Here is a 15544-nt window from a genome sequence, read left to right as displayed (position 1 = left end):
GATCGACCAGCCTTGATCATGCCGCACACGTGTTGGTGTGCCCGACCAGGAGTCCGCGTTCGAAGCCGGCCCGGCGCGGACCAGGGGGACGAGGTGGGCGCCCGTAGCCACCCCGCCGGTGGTGGTGCGTCACCCCGGACGGCACCACCTGGAACACGTGGGACGCCGAGCCCTCCCGCGGCGCAGTCTGCCGGATCGCACTGTCTCCCGGCGGGTGGTCTGTTTGTTGCGCCACCCTTGCACCGGATCAGCGCTTTAGCCCGGTAAGCAGCCGTGTCTCCCGCAGTTGGACAGCGCACTCCGGCAACCTGTGCGCATGGCCGACACCTTCGAGCACACCCCTCAAATCTGGAACGCCGCACAGCTGCGCGACGCCCTCAAAGATCTGCCCGATGACGCACCCATCCATATCGGTGTGGCAAGCGACCCCGGCGACTTCGACGGGTACCGCGGCTTCGTCCTCGTAGACGCCCACCAGGTGGAGAACTGGTGGCCGGCCACAGCGACGACGCCGGAACGCACCGAAACGGAGAAGGCGCTGACCCTGTTCGCCGACTGGGAGCCAGACAGGTACGACCGTCTCGACTGAACCGGTCACGCCCAGGTCCACCGGGCTGTCAGTTACCGCTGCACCATTCGCCGGACACGCCCACACCGAAGGAGCAGCCCCGTGGACCTGAGCGTGAACCGCAGACGATTGCCTACGCGGTCGCCGAAGAGATCCGGCCCTCAGCAACCGCCCCCTGGGCGGCGCCTCGTTCCCCACCCCCGTCCGACATCTCCGACACCGCGCGGAACACGCAGCCGACTTGGCGAGCCGGGCGGTTGAGCAAGGGCATCACCTCTACTGCTGGAGCTGTGTTCAGTGACGGCGGCGGACCGCCCCAATCCGACACGACCTGAGGACCGATCGCGCTGTCCAGAGGCGCGATGACCCGTGTGACGCCGCTGGGGGCACAGTCCTCGGGCAGTGCCGTCCGGGTACCGGAGCCCTGGCGGCTGTGCGCGTATGGCACTCTCGCGCAGGAGGTCGCAGGCGGAGGTGATGGTGGGCCTGCTGGTTTTCAGGCCGGTGGCCAACTCCCGCTCGGCGGGGCCGCTGAAGTGAGCTCTGCTTCCCCTGGCGCCGCACCTGCAGTCGAGCGCGCGGGCGAATGGCGTGATGCGGTGGAGGTGCCGCCCCGGGAGCCCGGGGATCCGCCGCCCGCCTTCACGGAGGTTTACCCGTCGGATGCGACGGTCCGTGCAGTCTCCCCTTGCCCCATGAAAACGGCCCCCTCGTTCAAGAGGGCCGTCCAGTTCACCTTCCCGGAGCTGGCTCAATAACCACCGTAGCCGTACCCGTTGTCGAAGGGGCCGTAGCCGCCGTAGACGTAGACGTAGCAGTCATCCCACCAGCCACAGCGGTCGTAGGAGTGGCTGGTCACGTAGGTCGCGCGGGCAGGAGCGGCCGTGGCCGTACCCGCCGCACCGACAGCGGCGCCACCAGCCAGCATCACGCCGGCGGCTGCTACAGCGAGGGAACGCTTGATATGAGGTTGCTCGCATGAGTCTTTACCTTTCCTTCCACCACCGAAGATCGAAGGTGGATGGCCACAGCGCACGAGAATCATGCGATGCGGTTCGCAGAGGTCACCACGAGCGGGAGCACGTCTCGACGAGCGGGAGCACGTCTCGCGGCAGATCGTTTCCCACCCTTCGGGAGCCTTGCCGCCCGGGGCGCGCCCCGGTTGCGCCGCCTCTCACACGTACGGGTGGTCCTCTGCCTGCGGGTCCGCAGGTTCTTCTGTCCGGATGCTTCATGCGTACGGTGGACGTTCGTCGAGCAGATGCCAGGGGCTGACCCGGCGGCGCAGCAAGTGGACCGAGCGGTTGCGTTCGACGCTGGCCGCAGTCGGTCCACTGCCCCGAACTGGATGCACTCACAGGACATGTCCGCTCCGTCGCCAGGATCCTGACCGAGCACGAAGGCTGTGGCTACGTGTCCCGGCAGGCCGTCGCTGTGAAGTCCGCTGTGGGGACGGCGGTGGGGGAACTACCACCGCTGGCCGAGAGATCGTCGTAGCGGACCCTTCCCGGGGTGAGCCGGTCCCAGTCGGTCAAGGTGAAGGAGACGCTTGCCGATGACCAGGAGTTGTCCTTGGTCCAGCCGTAGAGGGCATACGTGGTCCCGGCCGTGAGCGGGGCCAGGGGCTTGGTCGCGGTCCAGCCGACGGCGGGGGCGTCCAGGAGCCAGGTGACGAGTCCGGCTGTGAGGGGACGGTCAGCGGTCCATGAACCCATCTTCGTCTGGCTTTTGACCTCGGTGCTGTCCACGTAGAGCGTCGCGCCGTCGATGTGGTGCCCGCAGATCATCATGACGCCGACCAGATGGCCGTCGCCGGTCACGGAGATCCCCGCGACGGCATCGACGGGGACCGTGCACCCTGAGGTCGCGATCAGGGTCGCACCGACCGCAACAGCGCCGACGAAGCGCCGGGACGCCGTCCACGAAAAGGTCCGCAGCATGAGCCCCCTCCCCCGGGGTCGCCCTCGATATCCCGGATCGTATGCGGCCCGCTTCGCGACACAGCAGCGCCGTCGCCCATCCGTTGCTACCTCGTTGCTACTTCGTGGCCGCCCGGCCGTGCCTGCGCCAGAAGTAGTGGAGATGCCAGTGAGCCGCCCGCTCGACTTCCCCCTGCGTTGTCCACGGGACGCAGTGAGCCCTTCGTATGGTTGCCCCGCCCTGGGGGCGCCGGGTGTGGCTTTCAAAATTCTGCCACTTGTGGCTTCCATGGATTGGCCGCCCGACTTCCCGGTCGACGCTCCGTGGGAGTGGGTGGTTGCGCGGACGGCACTCAGGCACGCCCGGGAGCAGCCAAGGACCAGACGGCGTGCCGTGCCCGACCCCAGGTCGATATCCCGCCTCGGCAAGTGCTGCAGGCGCCGGCAGCAGCAACGGTTGCAGGAACTCCCACTCGGGACCGGGCTACAGGAGCCGGGGTCGGTCAGAGCGTACGGGTGAGAAGGTCCAGAAGTGCCGTCCAGTGGCGTTCGGATGCATCGGGGTTGTAGGCGGCGGTGTCGGCCTGGGTGTATCCGTGGTGCGCGCCTCGGTAGACCTCGCCCTGGTGGCGGACGCCTGCTGCCGTGAGTGCCTTCTCGAGACGGTCGATCTGCTCGGGGGGCATTGCGTGGTCCTGATCGGCGTGCCCGAAGTACGCCTCGGCAGTGATGCGGTCGGCGAGCAAGTGCGGGCTGTCGGGGGTGTCGGGGGCCAGATGCCCGCCGTGGAAGCCGGCGATGGCGGCGACGCGGTCCGGGTATGTGCCGGCGGTGCGCAGGGCCAGGCCTGCACCCATGCAGTAGCCGGTGACGCCGACCGGGCCGTCGGTGGCCTGTGGGCAAGCGGCCAACCAGCGCAGGTAGGCGTCGGCGTCACGCATCGCCAGTTCGGGGGTGAGCGACCGCATGATGGGGACGATGCGCTGGAAGATGTCGGGGCGCTGGACGGGGTCGATGAAGTCGGGAAGCTCCACCACCGGGGCGCGGCCATGACGGTAGAAGACGTTGGGGACCAGCACGGTGTACCCGGCCCCGGCAAGGCGGTCAGCCATCTTCTTCAAGTGCGGGCGCAGGCCGAAGGCGTCCATGTAGAGCAGGACAGCGGCATGGGGGCTGCCGTAGTCGGGATGGGCCAGGTATGCGTCGGCCGCGCCATCCGGGGTGGGAATATTCACCGCTGTTCCGTGCACGGCAGTCATCGGTGCTTCTCTTCTTTCTGTCTCGAATTCTTTAGGGCCGCTGCTGCGGGCGACCCGTGCTTATTGTCGGGCACCACATGGACGCGGCTGCGGGCAGGGCTGCCTTCGTCCCCGTGGCCCTGCCCATTGAGGCGGATGCTTCACCGGCCCGCACGTCGACGACTTGTGGCCGCTGCGCACAAACCGTTCATGATGTGATCATTGCCCTGGCCGGCCGCGGCTGGCATCGAGGCGCGCCCGATCCGCACCAGTAGACGGGCCTGGAGCAGGGCCGTACGGACCGCTCACGGGATGCCGCCGGTGCCCGGCGTTGTCGAGGCGAACGGGCCGCCGGTGTTGAAGGCCAGCTCGGCGAAGCGTTCGCCGATGCGGCGGTGGGTGGCGGCGTCGGGGTGGAGTTCGTCAGGGAGCGGCAGTTCGGCGGAGTCCGACTCACCGTAGAGGTCGCGGCCGTCGAAGTAGTGCAGGTTCGAGTCCTCGGCCGCCCGCTGCTTGACGATCCGGGCAAGTTCGGCCCTGATGATGCTCAGGGTGAGCTTCCCGGCGGCGGCCTCTGAGGGGTCGCCCGCGGCGCGGAAGCACAGTTTCCCGGCACTCGGAGCAGTGAAGTCCAGGGCGCTGGGGCCGGGCGTGTTCGCCGACCGGGAAAGCACCCCGCCGGAGGCTGGAGCCGTCCACAAGGTCGTGACCACGGTCATCGCCGGCGCCGTGCAAGAACCGCTGCTACCAAAGGCCCAGCAGCAAGGGATCGACCACGACTTGGCCGTCATCGCCGATGTCGACGAGGCCCCACAGGCCCAGCCCGGCGGCGAGTCCCACCCATCCACCAGCGTCTGGTGCCTGCGCCTCAGCCTCGGTGTCGGTGTCGGACGGTCCTGCAGGGCCGCCGGCCTCCGGGCACGGCATGGCTGAGTCCCCTGTCGAAGCGATGACAATGCCGCTGCTCTTGAGACGGACGGTCGGTTGAGCCGGTGTGCTGATTTTATGCCTGGGGCGGCTGGGGGCCTGCTCTCCTGGTAGATCGGGTGGTGGGCGAGGCGGGGCGCGTGGAAGCCCGACACGTCCGGCGGAGGGCACTCGACCCGCCGTCCTGCCCGACGCCGCAGAGCGGGCGCGGCACCGCCGGATCGGCTCTCGTGCCGGTCGGCGCGATACCTGGCAGTCGATCGCCTGTCCGGCAGCCGCTACGGATAGTCACCGTCGTTGACTCCCAGTCCGATTCTCTGCGTCCGGCACGTGCGGCCCCGTTTAACGCGATCTGGCGGCAGGACCGAGAGATCCTTGAATCAGCAGTGGCCTCGAAGGCGGGTGGATCAGCCATGGACACACCGACGAGCATGCCTCGTGACTCCCTCACCTCCGCCGCGGCTCTTGCCGTGGCAGCTCCGGATGGGACGCTGACCAGCTGGAGCACCGGTGCGGAACGGTTGCTCGGGTACTCCGCCGGTGAGGCCGTCGGCCGGCTCGCGGCGGCGCTGCTTGCATCGCCCCTCCCCGTCGGCGTTCGTGAGCGTTTGGGTCGGCAGGAGGACTGGACCGGGCGGGTGGTACTCCGCCACCGGGACGGCAGCTCGGTCGAGTGCCGGTTGCGGGCGCGTCCGCTGCCCACGGGTGACGGGCGAGCCAGTTGGCTACTGGAGGGCGTCCCGGTGGTGGAGGAGGTGGACCGCGCCACGGACCCTCTGCTCTGCTGGTCGTTCGACCAGTCGCCGTTCGCCCTGGCGATCTACGACTCCGAGGGCCGGTTCCTGCGGGTCAACGAGCCCATGAGCAAGCAGCTCGCCGCCTCGGAGCGGGATCTTCGCGGCCTCCGGATCACCGAGCACATGCCCGATCCCGCCTTCCGGGCCTCCGAACAGTCCGTCGATCGCGTGTTGCATTCCGGTGAGCCCGAGCAGATCGAGAACTACGTCAAGGTGCCAGGAGAGACCCAGGCGCACGCCTGGATCATCCACTTCACCCCGCTCAAGGACTCCCTCGGGCTGGTGCACGGCGTGCAGTTGGCCGCCCTCGACTACTCCGAGCAGTACACGGCCCGCGAACGCCTGGCGCTGCTCGATGAGGCCAGCAGGCGTATCGGCAGCAGCCTGGACGTGGTCCGCACCGCCCAGGAACTGGCCGAACTGGCCGTGCCCACCCTCGCGGACGTCGTCTCGGTCGATCTTCTCGACGCCGTGCTGCACGGCGACGAGCCCCCGCCGGTTCCCATCGACGGCCCCTTGGTGCTGCGGCGCGTGGCCATCCGCCCCGACGTAAAGGTTGTCTTCGCGGTCGGCGAATTGTCGCGCTACCCGGAGTTTTCGCCGGTTACCCGCTGCCTGGCCACCGGTCGCGGCACTGTGCACCAGATCGGCGACCCCGAGATCACCCGCTGGCTGGCCCACGACCCGGACCGGACTGCCTGGGTGAGTCGGCACGGCCCGCGCTCGCTGATGATGGTGCCGCTGCGCGGCCGCGGCACCAACCTGGGCGTCGCGCTCTTCGCCCGACTGGATCCGTCCGCCGTGCCGTACGCGCAGGACGACCTGCAGATCGCCGAGGAACTTGCGGCGCGCGCCGCGGTCTGCCTCGACAACGCCCGCCGCTACACCCGCGAACACGCCGCGACTCTGGCCCTCCAGCACAGCCTTCTGCCGCAGGGGACGCCCGAGCAGGCCGCCGTCGACGTAGCCAGCCGCTACTTGCCCGCAGACTCGAAGGCCGGTGTCGGCGGTGACTGGTTCGACGTGATCCCGCTCTCCGGCGCCCGCGTCGCCCTCGTTGTCGGCGATGTGGTCGGTCACGGGATCCATGCCTCCGCCGCCATGGGTCGCCTTCGCACCGCCGTACGCGCCCTCGCCGACGTCGACCTGGCCCCGGACGAGCTGCTTGCGCATCTGGACGACCTGGTCGTCCGGCTCGGATCCGGGCCCGGGTCCGGAGCTGAGGCGCCCTTCGGAGAACTCGGAGCCACCTGCCTGTACGCGGTCTACGACCCCATCTCCCGCAAGTGCTCGCTCGCCAGCGCCGGCCACCTCTGGCCCGTTCTGGTGACCCCTGACGGCGAGGTGGACATCCTCGAACTGCCCACCGGCCCGCCGCTCGGCCTGGGCGGGCTGCCATTCGAATCCGTTGAACGCGAACTGCCCGAAGGCAGCCTCCTGTCCCTCTATACCGACGGCCTTGTCCTGGCGCGCCATCGCGATGTCGACGCCGGCCTGCACGCTCTGCGCACGGCCCTCGCCGACGCGGCTCCGTCGTTGGAGACCACCTGCAACCGCGTGCTCCATGCTCTGCTCTCCGAGCAGCCCGCCGATGATGTCGCGCTGCTCATCGCCCGTACCCGCGCCCTGGACAGCGGGCACGTCGCCGTCTGGGATCTTCCCGCCGATCCGGCCTTTGTGGCCGAAGCCCGCTCTCAGGCGACCACCCAACTCCACGCCTGGGGGCTGGACGACCTGGCCTACGTCACCGAACTCGTGGTCAGCGAGCTGGTGACCAACGCGATCCGCTACGCTACCGCGCCCATTCAGCTGCGGCTGATCAAGGAAAGGACACTGATCTGCGAGGTCTCCGACGCCAGCAGCACCGCACCGCACCTTCGCCGTGCCCGCATCTTTGACGAGGGCGGACGTGGCCTCATGCTGGTCGCCCAGCTCACCGAGCGCTGGGGAATGCGGCATACCGGCACAGGCAAGACCATCTGGGCCGAGCAACCCCTTCTCATGTAGGCGCTCGGGACCAGTGAAGGGGCGCACCGATCGGCCCGGAGACACAGGCCTCGCACACCGGCCGGCCGCAGAGGCAACGGCCTGCCTGGAGCGGACGCGGTGCAGCTTGGCCCGCACTCGTGCTGCGGTCCAGTCGGCACACGAAGCTGCCGGCAGAAACGGGTGATTTTGGTCGAGAATAACTCCTCGGCCACGGCCACGAAGTAGCGCAGCTTGCGCAGGTCGACATCCACGGCATCCCCTCCTGTACGGACGCCCCGCCTGAGAAGATTGTCGGCGTTGAGCTGTTCTGGCGGACCTCTCGAAGCGTCCGCCTCACAGATGCGGGAGCGACGTTCCAGCCACGGGCGAGGGACCTTCTGGGCCGTCTGGCAGCAGACCTCGATGAGGCCGGCCGTGTCGGGCGCGGCGAGGCCGGCCGCTTGGACGTCGCCTTCATCACCTCCGCCACCGCGATCGTCAGCGAACGGCTCCGTGAATTCTCCCGCCGCCGCCCAGACGTCCAAGTCAAGCTGCACGACGGCTTCACCGTCGACGTCCTGGCGGTCCTGGAGCGGGGCACAGCCGACGTCGGGATCGTGCGGGATGCCGAGGAGCAAGACGATATCGACCTTTCCCTGCTGACAACGGAACGGTTCGTCACCGTCATCCCCACAGAGCACCCCGCCGCAAGGGGTGACCATGTCGAAGCAACGGCGCTAGCCGCTGACCCGCTGATCCCGTTCCCGCGTTCAGCAGGAGCTCAAGCGTTCGACGTGAACACACAGCCGTTGCGGAACGCCGGCATCGACGTCCAGGTCGCGCAAGAGTGCTCGAACTGGCACACCATCATCATGTTCGTCGCCGCTGGCCTTCGCGTCACCATGGCCCCTACAGCGTCACGACGCTGCTCCCCGCAGGTGCCCAACGTCTCGAACTCGACGGGCCTCCCACAGTGAGCCGGATCTTCATGGCCACCCGCCGAGGAGACAACCGTTCCCTCGTGCAAGCCTTCATCACAGCATCTGAGTCCGTGACAGGTCGTGGCCACGACCGGACGACGAGAGCACGTTGACCTGCCGGGTGGGCACCTCCAAGTGCAAGGGCCACTTGAAGGCGTACCGTGCGTAGCCTCACCGGCCGCACCTGGAGCACCCACCGCTGGGACAACAGCCCAAGCCGACCACCCCCTGAAACCGCCCCTATCCGCGCAGCCTTTTACTCCTGGTCCGGCGTCGGTCGATGCGGTCGACCTGATAGATCGCGTCCAGGACCTGAACGCCCCCACCAGCGGATCCGTCACCGTTGGCGGGGTCCCCTTCTCGAGCCGCCCGCGCGGACTGCGCCACGTCGGCGCGCTCTTGGACGCCCAAGACATCCACGGCGGGCGCAGCGCCCAGGCGCACCTGTCGGCCCTGGCCCGCAGCAACCGCATCCCGCTCGCCCGCGTGGACGAGGTCCTCCAGGACGTCGGGCCGGCCAAAGCGGCGCGGCGCCGCATCGGAGGGTTCTCGCTGGGGATGAAGCAGCGCCTCGGCATCGCCGGTGCCCTCCTCGGCGACCCGCCTGTGCTCCTGTTCGACGAGCCGCTGAACGGTCTGGACCCCGAAGGAGTGCTGTGGGTACGCGGGCTGTTCCGCCGCGCTGATCGTTCCGGTCTGCGCGCTCATCGGGATGGCGTTCGGCGCCGTCCTGCGACACGCCACGGCAGCGATCGTGGGAGTCGTGGGGCTGCTGTTCATCGTCCCCCTGCTCTTCGGCGGCGAGCGCTACAAGCTCCTGAAGGAGATCGGCAACTATCTGCCTCTCCACGCCGCGGGCCGGCTGACTCTCAATCCAAACTCCCACAGGCCTGGGCAAGTATCCAGGAACGATCACCGGCTCGTGGATCGCGCTCGCGGCCTGGGCACTGGTCTCGGTGATCGTCGCTGTGGTTGTCGTGCGGCGCCGGGACGTGTGAATCCGGCCCTGCGTAGCCGGCAGCCGCAAACTTGTCGGCCCACTTCGGCTCGGCCGACACCTCCTGCAGCAGCAGCGTGTTGACGTGTTCTCTGAACTTCGAAGATCGCGAGCGTGGAAGCCTGAATCCTCATCTGCTACCGCGGATTCACCAATGAGGCGACCTCTAAAATGTGTTGCCGGTGCCGATGACCACCCAGTAGACATCTGATCATGGACGTCACCCGCATATCCGCCGAACCCGATGCCACGTCAGCCGCCGCCGCCGTCATGGCGGAGCTGGCCAGCCTCGGGAGCCGATCCTTCGCGCTGCCCGCTGACGCCGACCTGCGCCCGGTGCTGCCCGAAAGCGGGGGTGTGTCCGCGGTCTGGGTGACGGCGGGTGGGGCGTCGGTCGAGGAAGGTGTGGTGCTCTACGTCCACGGGGGCGGGTTCGAGCACCGCATGCCGGAGTTGATGAACCTGACGGCCCACCGGGTCTCCCGGGTAACCGCCCGTCCCGTGCTCGTCGTGCACTACCGCCTGGCCCCGGCCAACCCCTACCCGGCTCCGCTGGACGACGTCGTCGCCGTCTATCGGAGCCTGCTCGACCAGGGCGTGCCCGCCGCGAAGATCATCGTCTTCTGTGAGTCCTCCGGTGCCACGCTGGCGCTGTCCGCTCTGCTCACCCTCAAGGAGTCCGGCACCGCCCTCCCGGCCGCCGTCATCTCCAACTCCGCGGTCACCGACCTCACCCTGTCCAGCCCGTCCATCGACGCCAACGCCGCCCACGACTCGGGCGTCAACCGCGCGCTGCTCACCCGCCTCATCGGCCAGTACCTGGGCGGCACCCGGCCCGACCAGGCCCCGCAGTCGCCGATCCACGGCGCCCTCGACGGCCTGCCGCCGCTGCTGCTCACGGTCGGCGCGGCGGAGGCGCTCCTGGACGACACACTGCGTTTCGCGCAGGATGCCTCCGATGCCGGGACCAAGGTCTTCGTCGACGTGTACGAGGCGATGCCGCACGCCTTCCAGGTCACGATCTTGTCCGATGAGAATCCGACAGGCAGGAGATTGCTGGAACGCATCGCCGAGTGGGTCGCCGCCGCATAGGCATACAGCGGAGAGGTCTCGGTCACTGCAGCTGCGGCGTACGTCCCCGGAGCAACGATGCTCCGGGGACGTACGCGCCTGTGGCGTGCCGGCACTCGTCAGTGGTCGTGCGGCGCGGGGTAGGCCTTGGGCAGACGCATGCCGCGTTCGGCCATGATCTCCCGTACGTGGTTGGGGTAGTTGGTGATGATGCCGTCGACGCCCATGTCCATCAGCGCCTCGACCGTGGCGTTGTCGTCACAGGTCCACGGGATGACCTTCAGGCCACGGGCGTGGGCCTCGGAGATCATCTTCTCGTCGGGGTAGAAGCGGAAGTTCGGGTCCGCGACGGTGCCGTTCTGCGGGAAGCCGTAATTGGGGGAGAGCGCGGTGACACCTGGGACGGTGGAGGCGGCCTTGACGAAGTCGCCATCGTAGTCGTCCGCGTCGATGCCGCCCAGCCACGGGGAGGCGCCGGGCTTGCCGACCTGGAGGAAGTCGTAGTTGGTCAGTGCCACCAGCGGGTAGGACGGCGCGAGCTTGTGCATCTCCTTCAGCGCGCCCCAGTCGAAGGACTGGATGGTGACCTGCCGCTCGATCCCCGAGCGGTGGATCTCCTCGTGGACGCGGCGGACGAACAGCTCGCGCGGTGCGGTCTGCTCGGGTGCGCCCGCCTCGACCTTGGTCTCGATGTTGAGCTTGACCTGCTTGGCGTCGTAACTCTTGACCAGGTTGAGGACGTCCTTGAGCTCCACCATCCGGAAGCCCTTGACCTGCTCCTGCTCGGGGAAGCCGGGCAGCTGCTGGTAGCCGCAGTCCATTGTCTTGATCTGGGCCAGCGTCAGGTCCTTGATGTACTTCCCGACGTACGGGTACATCGGGTCGCCCGGCGTCACCGGCCCGGTGTCCTTGCACTTCTGGGCGCTGATCTGCCGGTCGTGGTTGACGACGACCTTCTGGTCCTTGGTGATCTGGGTGTCCAACTCCAAGGTGGTCACTCCGAGGCGCAGGGCCTTGCCGAAGCCCTCCAGGGACTCCTCGGTGGTCATGCCGATGCCACCGCGGTGGGCCTGGAGGTCGAAGTGGGTCTGCTGGGGCGGGACGTGGCCGTTGTGAGCCGTGGCCGCCTGGGCCGTCGCGGGGACCACGAGCGCGGGTACGACGGCCAGCGCGGCAACTGCATGCCGGAGGGACATGTGAACCTCATGTGCATCGGACGAACTGGACCCTGCGACACTAAGCCGCAGTTCCAGCCCGTACGAAGCCGAGACGTTAGGGCATCGTGAACGCCCGGGAACTGTTGTTCACCGGGCACCGGAGCGAATCGCCCGGCCGCACGGGAAGTAGCCCACGCCCGTCGAGGCCGCTGTCCGAGCGGCGGCTGACCCACGCCAGACCGTCGGCGACCTGGTGTGGAACCTCGGCAGGTATGCGAGCTCTCCAGGGCCGATGAGACAGTCCCCACTCCCCCGGCCGCCCACCACCCAATCGCTTGCTGGCACAGCTCCATCTCTGCCTTCAGACCCGCGTCCCCTTCGACGAAGGCATCGCTTTACCCCCAGTCGCCAAGCCTGATCGGCCCTTGGGGTCTTGCTGGTCAGGCGCTGAGTCATGAGCGTGCCCCAGGTGGGCTGGGGTCTCGCTGTGCTGGCCAGCCTCATCGCGGGGTCATGAGTCAGCGCGGCCCCAGGGTGAACAGCGCGACTATGAGCAGGACCAACATGGCCCAGCCGAGGACCCCGATTTTCCGGCGCTGCGGGTTGCGCCCCTGGCGCCATGCGTTGACCCCGTGCGGAGCGTCTCCCATAGTCGGCCATCCTACGACCTGACGTCCACGGCGGGGGCGGCTCGTGCCCCCCGTCCATGGGCGGGGTCCTCGTGGGCCCCTTGCGGACCAGGGGCCCCTCTCGGCTGTCGGGCAGTCAGTGGCGCGGCATCGCCACCCGCTACGAATACGCCCCGTCCACCACCGAAAGGCCATCGTCATCGCCGGTACCGCTCGTCCGGCTGACAACATGATCGGAAAGACGCTCTCCAGCCGGAGGGGACGTGGTTGATGAGTTGATGATCTGGGTGAGGAGGTCGTGCCAGTTCTCCATGACGGTGAGAACCGCGCCGGATTTCCATCGGGCGATGGCAGTTGTCCCTCCGGTGCGGGTGACGGGTCCTCCACGATGGCCCAGCCGGTGATCTCAGAGCCACCGCGCCGGTGGCGGGCCAATCCGCGAAAGCGGCCCTTCCCGACCGGGGGCGGCAGCGGCTCAACCCGGCGGTGACTGAGAGAGAAGGGGCACACAACACCCCGAATGGCGCTATACGCGCAGATGGGTGATTTCGACTACCCTCAAAAGGTGTGCAGAGAGCCGCCTGAGCACGAACTCTGGACAGCGAGGCCAGGACATGACCAAACCGCCGAAGCCATCCCAGCCCCCACACGGCGAGGGGCCGAGCAGGCACAAGGGGGGCGGCAGAGCGCGATCTGCGCGCCCGCGAGCCAGGGCACGACGACCTCGACCTGAAGCCGCCGGCCTCGACTGCCCGTCAGCAGTACACGCAGGACCGGAGCAGCGTGCAGAAGCACTCCGTGAACCGTCCGGAAGAGGCGGTCGGTGAGGCGCACCGGCTGGTGTGTCGATACCTCGATGATTGAGGAAGCGGCCACCCGCCGCTCGTGAACTGCAGGCCCGGCCCGCCCGGGCGCTGCCCGATCCGGCCGTTGAGGACCTGGCGAAGCCCTGTCCGTCGGCTGACCGTCCGGCAGCATCACCGCACACAGAGAAGGTGTTCCACCATGGAGCGAGGAAGCAACCAGGTCAGCCCGCACAAGGACGATGCGAGGAAGCATGAACTGCAGGGCTACCTGAGGTCCGGCCACCCCACCCATGCCGAGGAGACCTACGATCCCGAGCCGGCAGCCGACGACGACGTGCGAGTGGACGCGGGTGGCCCCGTCCCCCCACCCGGCAGGGAAAGGGACCGGATGCGTGCCGAGAGGGCGGCCGAAGCCCTGAGGTCCGATCTGGCGCGCCACCTGAATCGCACGGCCTTCCCGGGCGACCGTTCGTCACTCCTGCAGACCTTGTCGAAGGAGCACGCTCCGGACACTCTGGTCGATGCGGTGCGTGAACTGCCCGGCGGCGAGCGCTACCAGAACGCGGGGCAGATCGTCCGGGCGCTGGGCCACCGGCCCCACGCCTGACCACGGGGAATCGTCGCATCGTTGTCCCCGCCCACGCATCGATGTGCCGCCTCCACCCTCAGCGGTGGGAACCGGCCTTCGCCAGCGAGCGGGCAGACCGACCACGGACCCCGGGCGCTTCCTGCGCCTCAACGCCTGGATGCGCCGGAACTCCCCCGTCGACGGCTTCGGCACTGCCCACCCAGCGGCTCGATGCCCCGTGCCCACCGCTGGGAGGAAACGGGGCGGCTCGCTCCTGGCCTGGCTGAACCTGCTGCGGAGAGATCCCGTGCGGTCATCGTGTCCGCAATCCTCTTGAAATTTCATTGAAACTTGAATCATTCCCGCACTGGTTCCGCCGTCGGGGAGGAAACGCAGAAGGGGCGGCGAGGTGAAGCCGTGAGTGCGGCCGCTGCCCTTCGAAGGGACCAGCTCCGAGGCGCCCGGCCCCGCGCAGCAGCGCGCCGTTCTCCAACCACATGGCGCCCTGCTCCAGCTTCCCGACTCGGGTGAGGGCGATGTACGGGGGCGTCCGCACATCGAGAGACGGGTGTCGAGGGCCGGGGCGGAAGAGTCTCGGTGCGCTGGTGAGCGGCGTGTCTTCCTGCAGAGTGAGCGAACCCTGCGCCGGGCCCGGCAAGAATGACGCAGCGCAGCGCAGCACCAGCGGCAGAACCGATACTTCTATTTCGCCTGATGAGTGGTCGAGGTCAGTGCCCAGTCCGCTTCCGGAACTGGTCGGCTGTCTTGTGGGCGATCTCCTGCGCCTTCCCGCGCAGCTGCTCGCCCAGACCATGCCGCTGCACTGATTTATCGCCGATTGCCTTGCCAAGGGTCTCCTTCATCTTGCCCTTGACCTGTTTCGCCTTCGCCGTGCCCTTGGTCATCAGAATCCCTGTCCTTCCGAGAGTTCGGCAGGGGTGAGGTAAGCGGGGCTGTCATCCCACCCTGCCTCCGCCACCGAAGTGCTGCAAACCGGCTCGTTCGGGGCGGGCCCGTCGTCCGGCACGCACGGTCCCCATGAGCCGACCCAATGCTCACCCCGGCCTTCGTCCTGGCTGAGGAAGGCGCCTTCCTCAGCCAGGTCCGTCCGCTGCAGACGACGCCGTGGGCTGACGATGACGGCGGGACGGCCGACCGTGCACTGCTGCACGTCGTCGCGCTCTCTGTCGCAGGGCTGTTCGCGAGCACCGGTCCTCATGCTGACACCCCACACACGCATCCCGGGACCACGCCCGGCCAGAGGACGTCGCGGCCCGTCAGGGTCATGCGTGCAGGTGATCTCGGAAGCGGCCACGCCTGACGCACACCGTCCCGGCGCTGCGGTCACAGCGGCAGACAACCGAGCCGTCGCTTACTGGACATGTGCGGCGATGGCCCGTGCGCACTCCATCGACTCGGCATGCGCGGTGTCCACCTCCAGGTCGTAGACCATGCCCCGGTGGACCACATCGGCCTGGGACACGGCCATACCGGTGACCCGATCTCCTCGTGCGATCTCACGGTCTGCGGCAATCACACTGTCGCACCGGACGCCGACCCACAGCACCCGCAGTTCGCCCAGAGCCTTCTGCCATCGCTGCTGTGAGTCCGCGCCGCCGAGGAAGACCTCATCGATGATGACCCGGGCGCCCGCACGGGCCATCGCGGCGACTCCCTCGATCCAGGCTGCTTCCAGAGTCCGGAACTCCGGCCCGACGATCACCTCGCCGTCTCGAGCGAACTCGATTCCGGCATCCGATGCCCGCATGGACGCGGGCATCGCCTCAACCAGCGTGTCGACCCCGAAGGCCAGCCACGGCCCCGGCAGGACCGCCTGCAGACACCGCACGATCCCGGACTTCCCCGAGCTGGAACCACCATTGAGAAAGATCACCTGAGTCATCACCGCGCCACAGTAG

13 protein-coding genes and 3 pseudogenes are annotated in these 15544 nt (G+C 68.3%); 8 read left to right on the top strand and 8 right to left on the bottom strand.

The genetic code is table 11. The features are described 5' to 3' along the window. Window positions 1–316 precede the first annotated feature (316 nt). Complete coding sequence (locus OH809_RS40105) at window positions 317–589, top strand: DUF6225 family protein (protein ID WP_366136632.1); 273 nt, start codon at window positions 317–319, stop codon at window positions 587–589. A 730-nt stretch (window positions 590–1319) separates the two neighbouring features. Here the strand turns inward: OH809_RS40105 and OH809_RS40100 are convergent. Further along, window positions 1320–1499: a hypothetical protein gene (locus OH809_RS40100; protein ID WP_406416136.1), complete on the bottom strand. Its 180-nt coding sequence runs from the start codon at window positions 1497–1499 to the stop codon at window positions 1320–1322. Between the two features lie 413 nt (window positions 1500–1912). Here OH809_RS40100 and OH809_RS40095 point away from each other — a divergent pair. Further along, window positions 1913–1975, top strand: a pseudogene (locus OH809_RS40095) (hypothetical protein); the annotation flags it as partial. 2 nt (window positions 1976–1977) lie between these two features. Here OH809_RS40095 and OH809_RS40090 read toward each other — a convergent pair. The 3 genes and pseudogenes from OH809_RS40090 to OH809_RS40080 form a co-directional block, all read right to left on the bottom strand. Next, window positions 1978–2508 (bottom strand): hypothetical protein, encoded by a 531-nt coding sequence (locus OH809_RS40090; RefSeq protein ID WP_406416138.1) that lies wholly within the window; start codon window positions 2506–2508, stop codon window positions 1978–1980. A gap of 482 nt (window positions 2509–2990) precedes the next feature. Then, entirely contained in the window at window positions 2991–3746 is a 756-nt protein-coding gene (locus tag OH809_RS40085) for a dienelactone hydrolase family protein (RefSeq protein WP_406416140.1), read from the bottom strand. Window positions 3747–4030: 284 nt separating this feature from the next. Beyond that, a pseudogene (locus tag OH809_RS40080) lies at window positions 4031–4381 on the bottom strand (lipase); the annotation flags it as partial. A gap of 49 nt (window positions 4382–4430) precedes the next feature. Between OH809_RS40080 and OH809_RS40075 the strand changes: the two are divergent. From OH809_RS40075 to OH809_RS40055, 5 genes and pseudogenes are all read left to right on the top strand, one after another. Beyond that, complete coding sequence (locus OH809_RS40075) at window positions 4431–4658, top strand: hypothetical protein (protein WP_406416142.1); 228 nt, start codon at window positions 4431–4433, stop codon at window positions 4656–4658. 425 nt (window positions 4659–5083) lie between these two features. Beyond that, on the top strand, window positions 5084–7456 hold the full coding sequence (locus tag OH809_RS40070; protein WP_406416144.1) for a SpoIIE family protein phosphatase: 2373 nt from the start codon (window positions 5084–5086) through the stop codon (window positions 7454–7456). 227 nt (window positions 7457–7683) lie between these two features. Then, entirely contained in the window at window positions 7684–8394 is a 711-nt protein-coding gene (locus OH809_RS40065; protein WP_406516323.1) for a LysR substrate-binding domain-containing protein, read from the top strand. A 294-nt stretch (window positions 8395–8688) separates the two neighbouring features. Next, window positions 8689–9093, top strand: a pseudogene (locus OH809_RS40060) (ATP-binding cassette domain-containing protein); the annotation flags it as partial. 514 nt (window positions 9094–9607) lie between these two features. Continuing rightward, window positions 9608–10486, top strand: a complete 879-nt coding sequence (locus OH809_RS40055; RefSeq protein ID WP_406416146.1) for an alpha/beta hydrolase fold domain-containing protein — start codon at window positions 9608–9610, stop codon at window positions 10484–10486. Window positions 10487–10584: 98 nt separating this feature from the next. Here the strand turns inward: OH809_RS40055 and OH809_RS40050 are convergent, their stop codons facing one another. Together OH809_RS40050 and OH809_RS40045 are read right to left on the bottom strand one after the other, a co-directional pair. Beyond that, window positions 10585–11661 carry a glycerophosphodiester phosphodiesterase family protein gene (locus OH809_RS40050; RefSeq protein ID WP_406416148.1) on the bottom strand — a complete coding sequence of 359 codons (1077 nt, stop codon included), beginning with the start codon at window positions 11659–11661 and terminating at the stop codon, window positions 10585–10587. A gap of 479 nt (window positions 11662–12140) precedes the next feature. Then, the gene (locus tag OH809_RS40045) at window positions 12141–12272 is read right to left on the bottom strand and encodes a hypothetical protein (protein ID WP_406416149.1); all 132 of its coding nucleotides are present in this window, start codon (window positions 12270–12272) and stop codon (window positions 12141–12143) included. Window positions 12273–13256: 984 nt separating this feature from the next. Between OH809_RS40045 and OH809_RS40040 the strand changes: the two genes are divergently transcribed. Beyond that, window positions 13257–13664, top strand: coding sequence for a DUF2795 domain-containing protein (locus OH809_RS40040; RefSeq protein WP_406416150.1), 408 nt, complete (start codon window positions 13257–13259; stop codon window positions 13662–13664). Between the two features lie 689 nt (window positions 13665–14353). Here OH809_RS40040 and OH809_RS40035 read toward each other — a convergent pair. Continuing rightward, complete coding sequence (locus OH809_RS40035; protein WP_406416152.1) at window positions 14354–14530, bottom strand: CsbD family protein; 177 nt, start codon at window positions 14528–14530, stop codon at window positions 14354–14356. A 467-nt stretch (window positions 14531–14997) separates the two neighbouring features. Then, window positions 14998–15528, bottom strand: a complete 531-nt coding sequence (gene cpt, locus OH809_RS40030; protein WP_406416153.1) for a chloramphenicol phosphotransferase CPT — start codon at window positions 15526–15528, stop codon at window positions 14998–15000. Window positions 15529–15544: the final 16 nt, after the last annotated feature.

Source organism: Streptomyces sp. NBC_00873 (assembly GCF_045207415.1).
In the GTDB taxonomy this organism is placed as follows: domain Bacteria; phylum Actinomycetota; class Actinomycetes; order Streptomycetales; family Streptomycetaceae; genus Streptomyces.
The sequence above is the reverse complement of the archived record's forward strand: the minus strand, read 5'-3'. Positions and strand labels throughout refer to the sequence as shown.

Coding starts and splice junctions, on each gene's coding strand:
- OH809_RS40105 (WP_366136632.1), top strand. CDS start 317: ATGGCCGACACCTTCGAGCACACCCCTCAAATCTGGAACGCCGCACAG.
- OH809_RS40090 (WP_406416138.1), bottom strand. CDS start 2,508: ATGCTGCGGACCTTTTCGTGGACGGCGTCCCGGCGCTTCGTCGGCGCT.
- OH809_RS40085 (WP_406416140.1), bottom strand. CDS start 3,746: ATGACTGCCGTGCACGGAACAGCGGTGAATATTCCCACCCCGGATGGC.
- OH809_RS40070 (WP_406416144.1), top strand. CDS start 5,084: ATGCCTCGTGACTCCCTCACCTCCGCCGCGGCTCTTGCCGTGGCAGCT.
- OH809_RS40055 (WP_406416146.1), top strand. CDS start 9,608: ATGGACGTCACCCGCATATCCGCCGAACCCGATGCCACGTCAGCCGCC.
- OH809_RS40050 (WP_406416148.1), bottom strand. CDS start 11,661: ATGTCCCTCCGGCATGCAGTTGCCGCGCTGGCCGTCGTACCCGCGCTC.
- OH809_RS40045 (WP_406416149.1), bottom strand. CDS start 12,272: ATGGGAGACGCTCCGCACGGGGTCAACGCATGGCGCCAGGGGCGCAAC.
- OH809_RS40040 (WP_406416150.1), top strand. CDS start 13,257: ATGGAGCGAGGAAGCAACCAGGTCAGCCCGCACAAGGACGATGCGAGG.
- OH809_RS40035 (WP_406416152.1), bottom strand. CDS start 14,530: ATGACCAAGGGCACGGCGAAGGCGAAACAGGTCAAGGGCAAGATGAAG.
- cpt (WP_406416153.1), bottom strand. CDS start 15,528: ATGACTCAGGTGATCTTTCTCAATGGTGGTTCCAGCTCGGGGAAGTCC.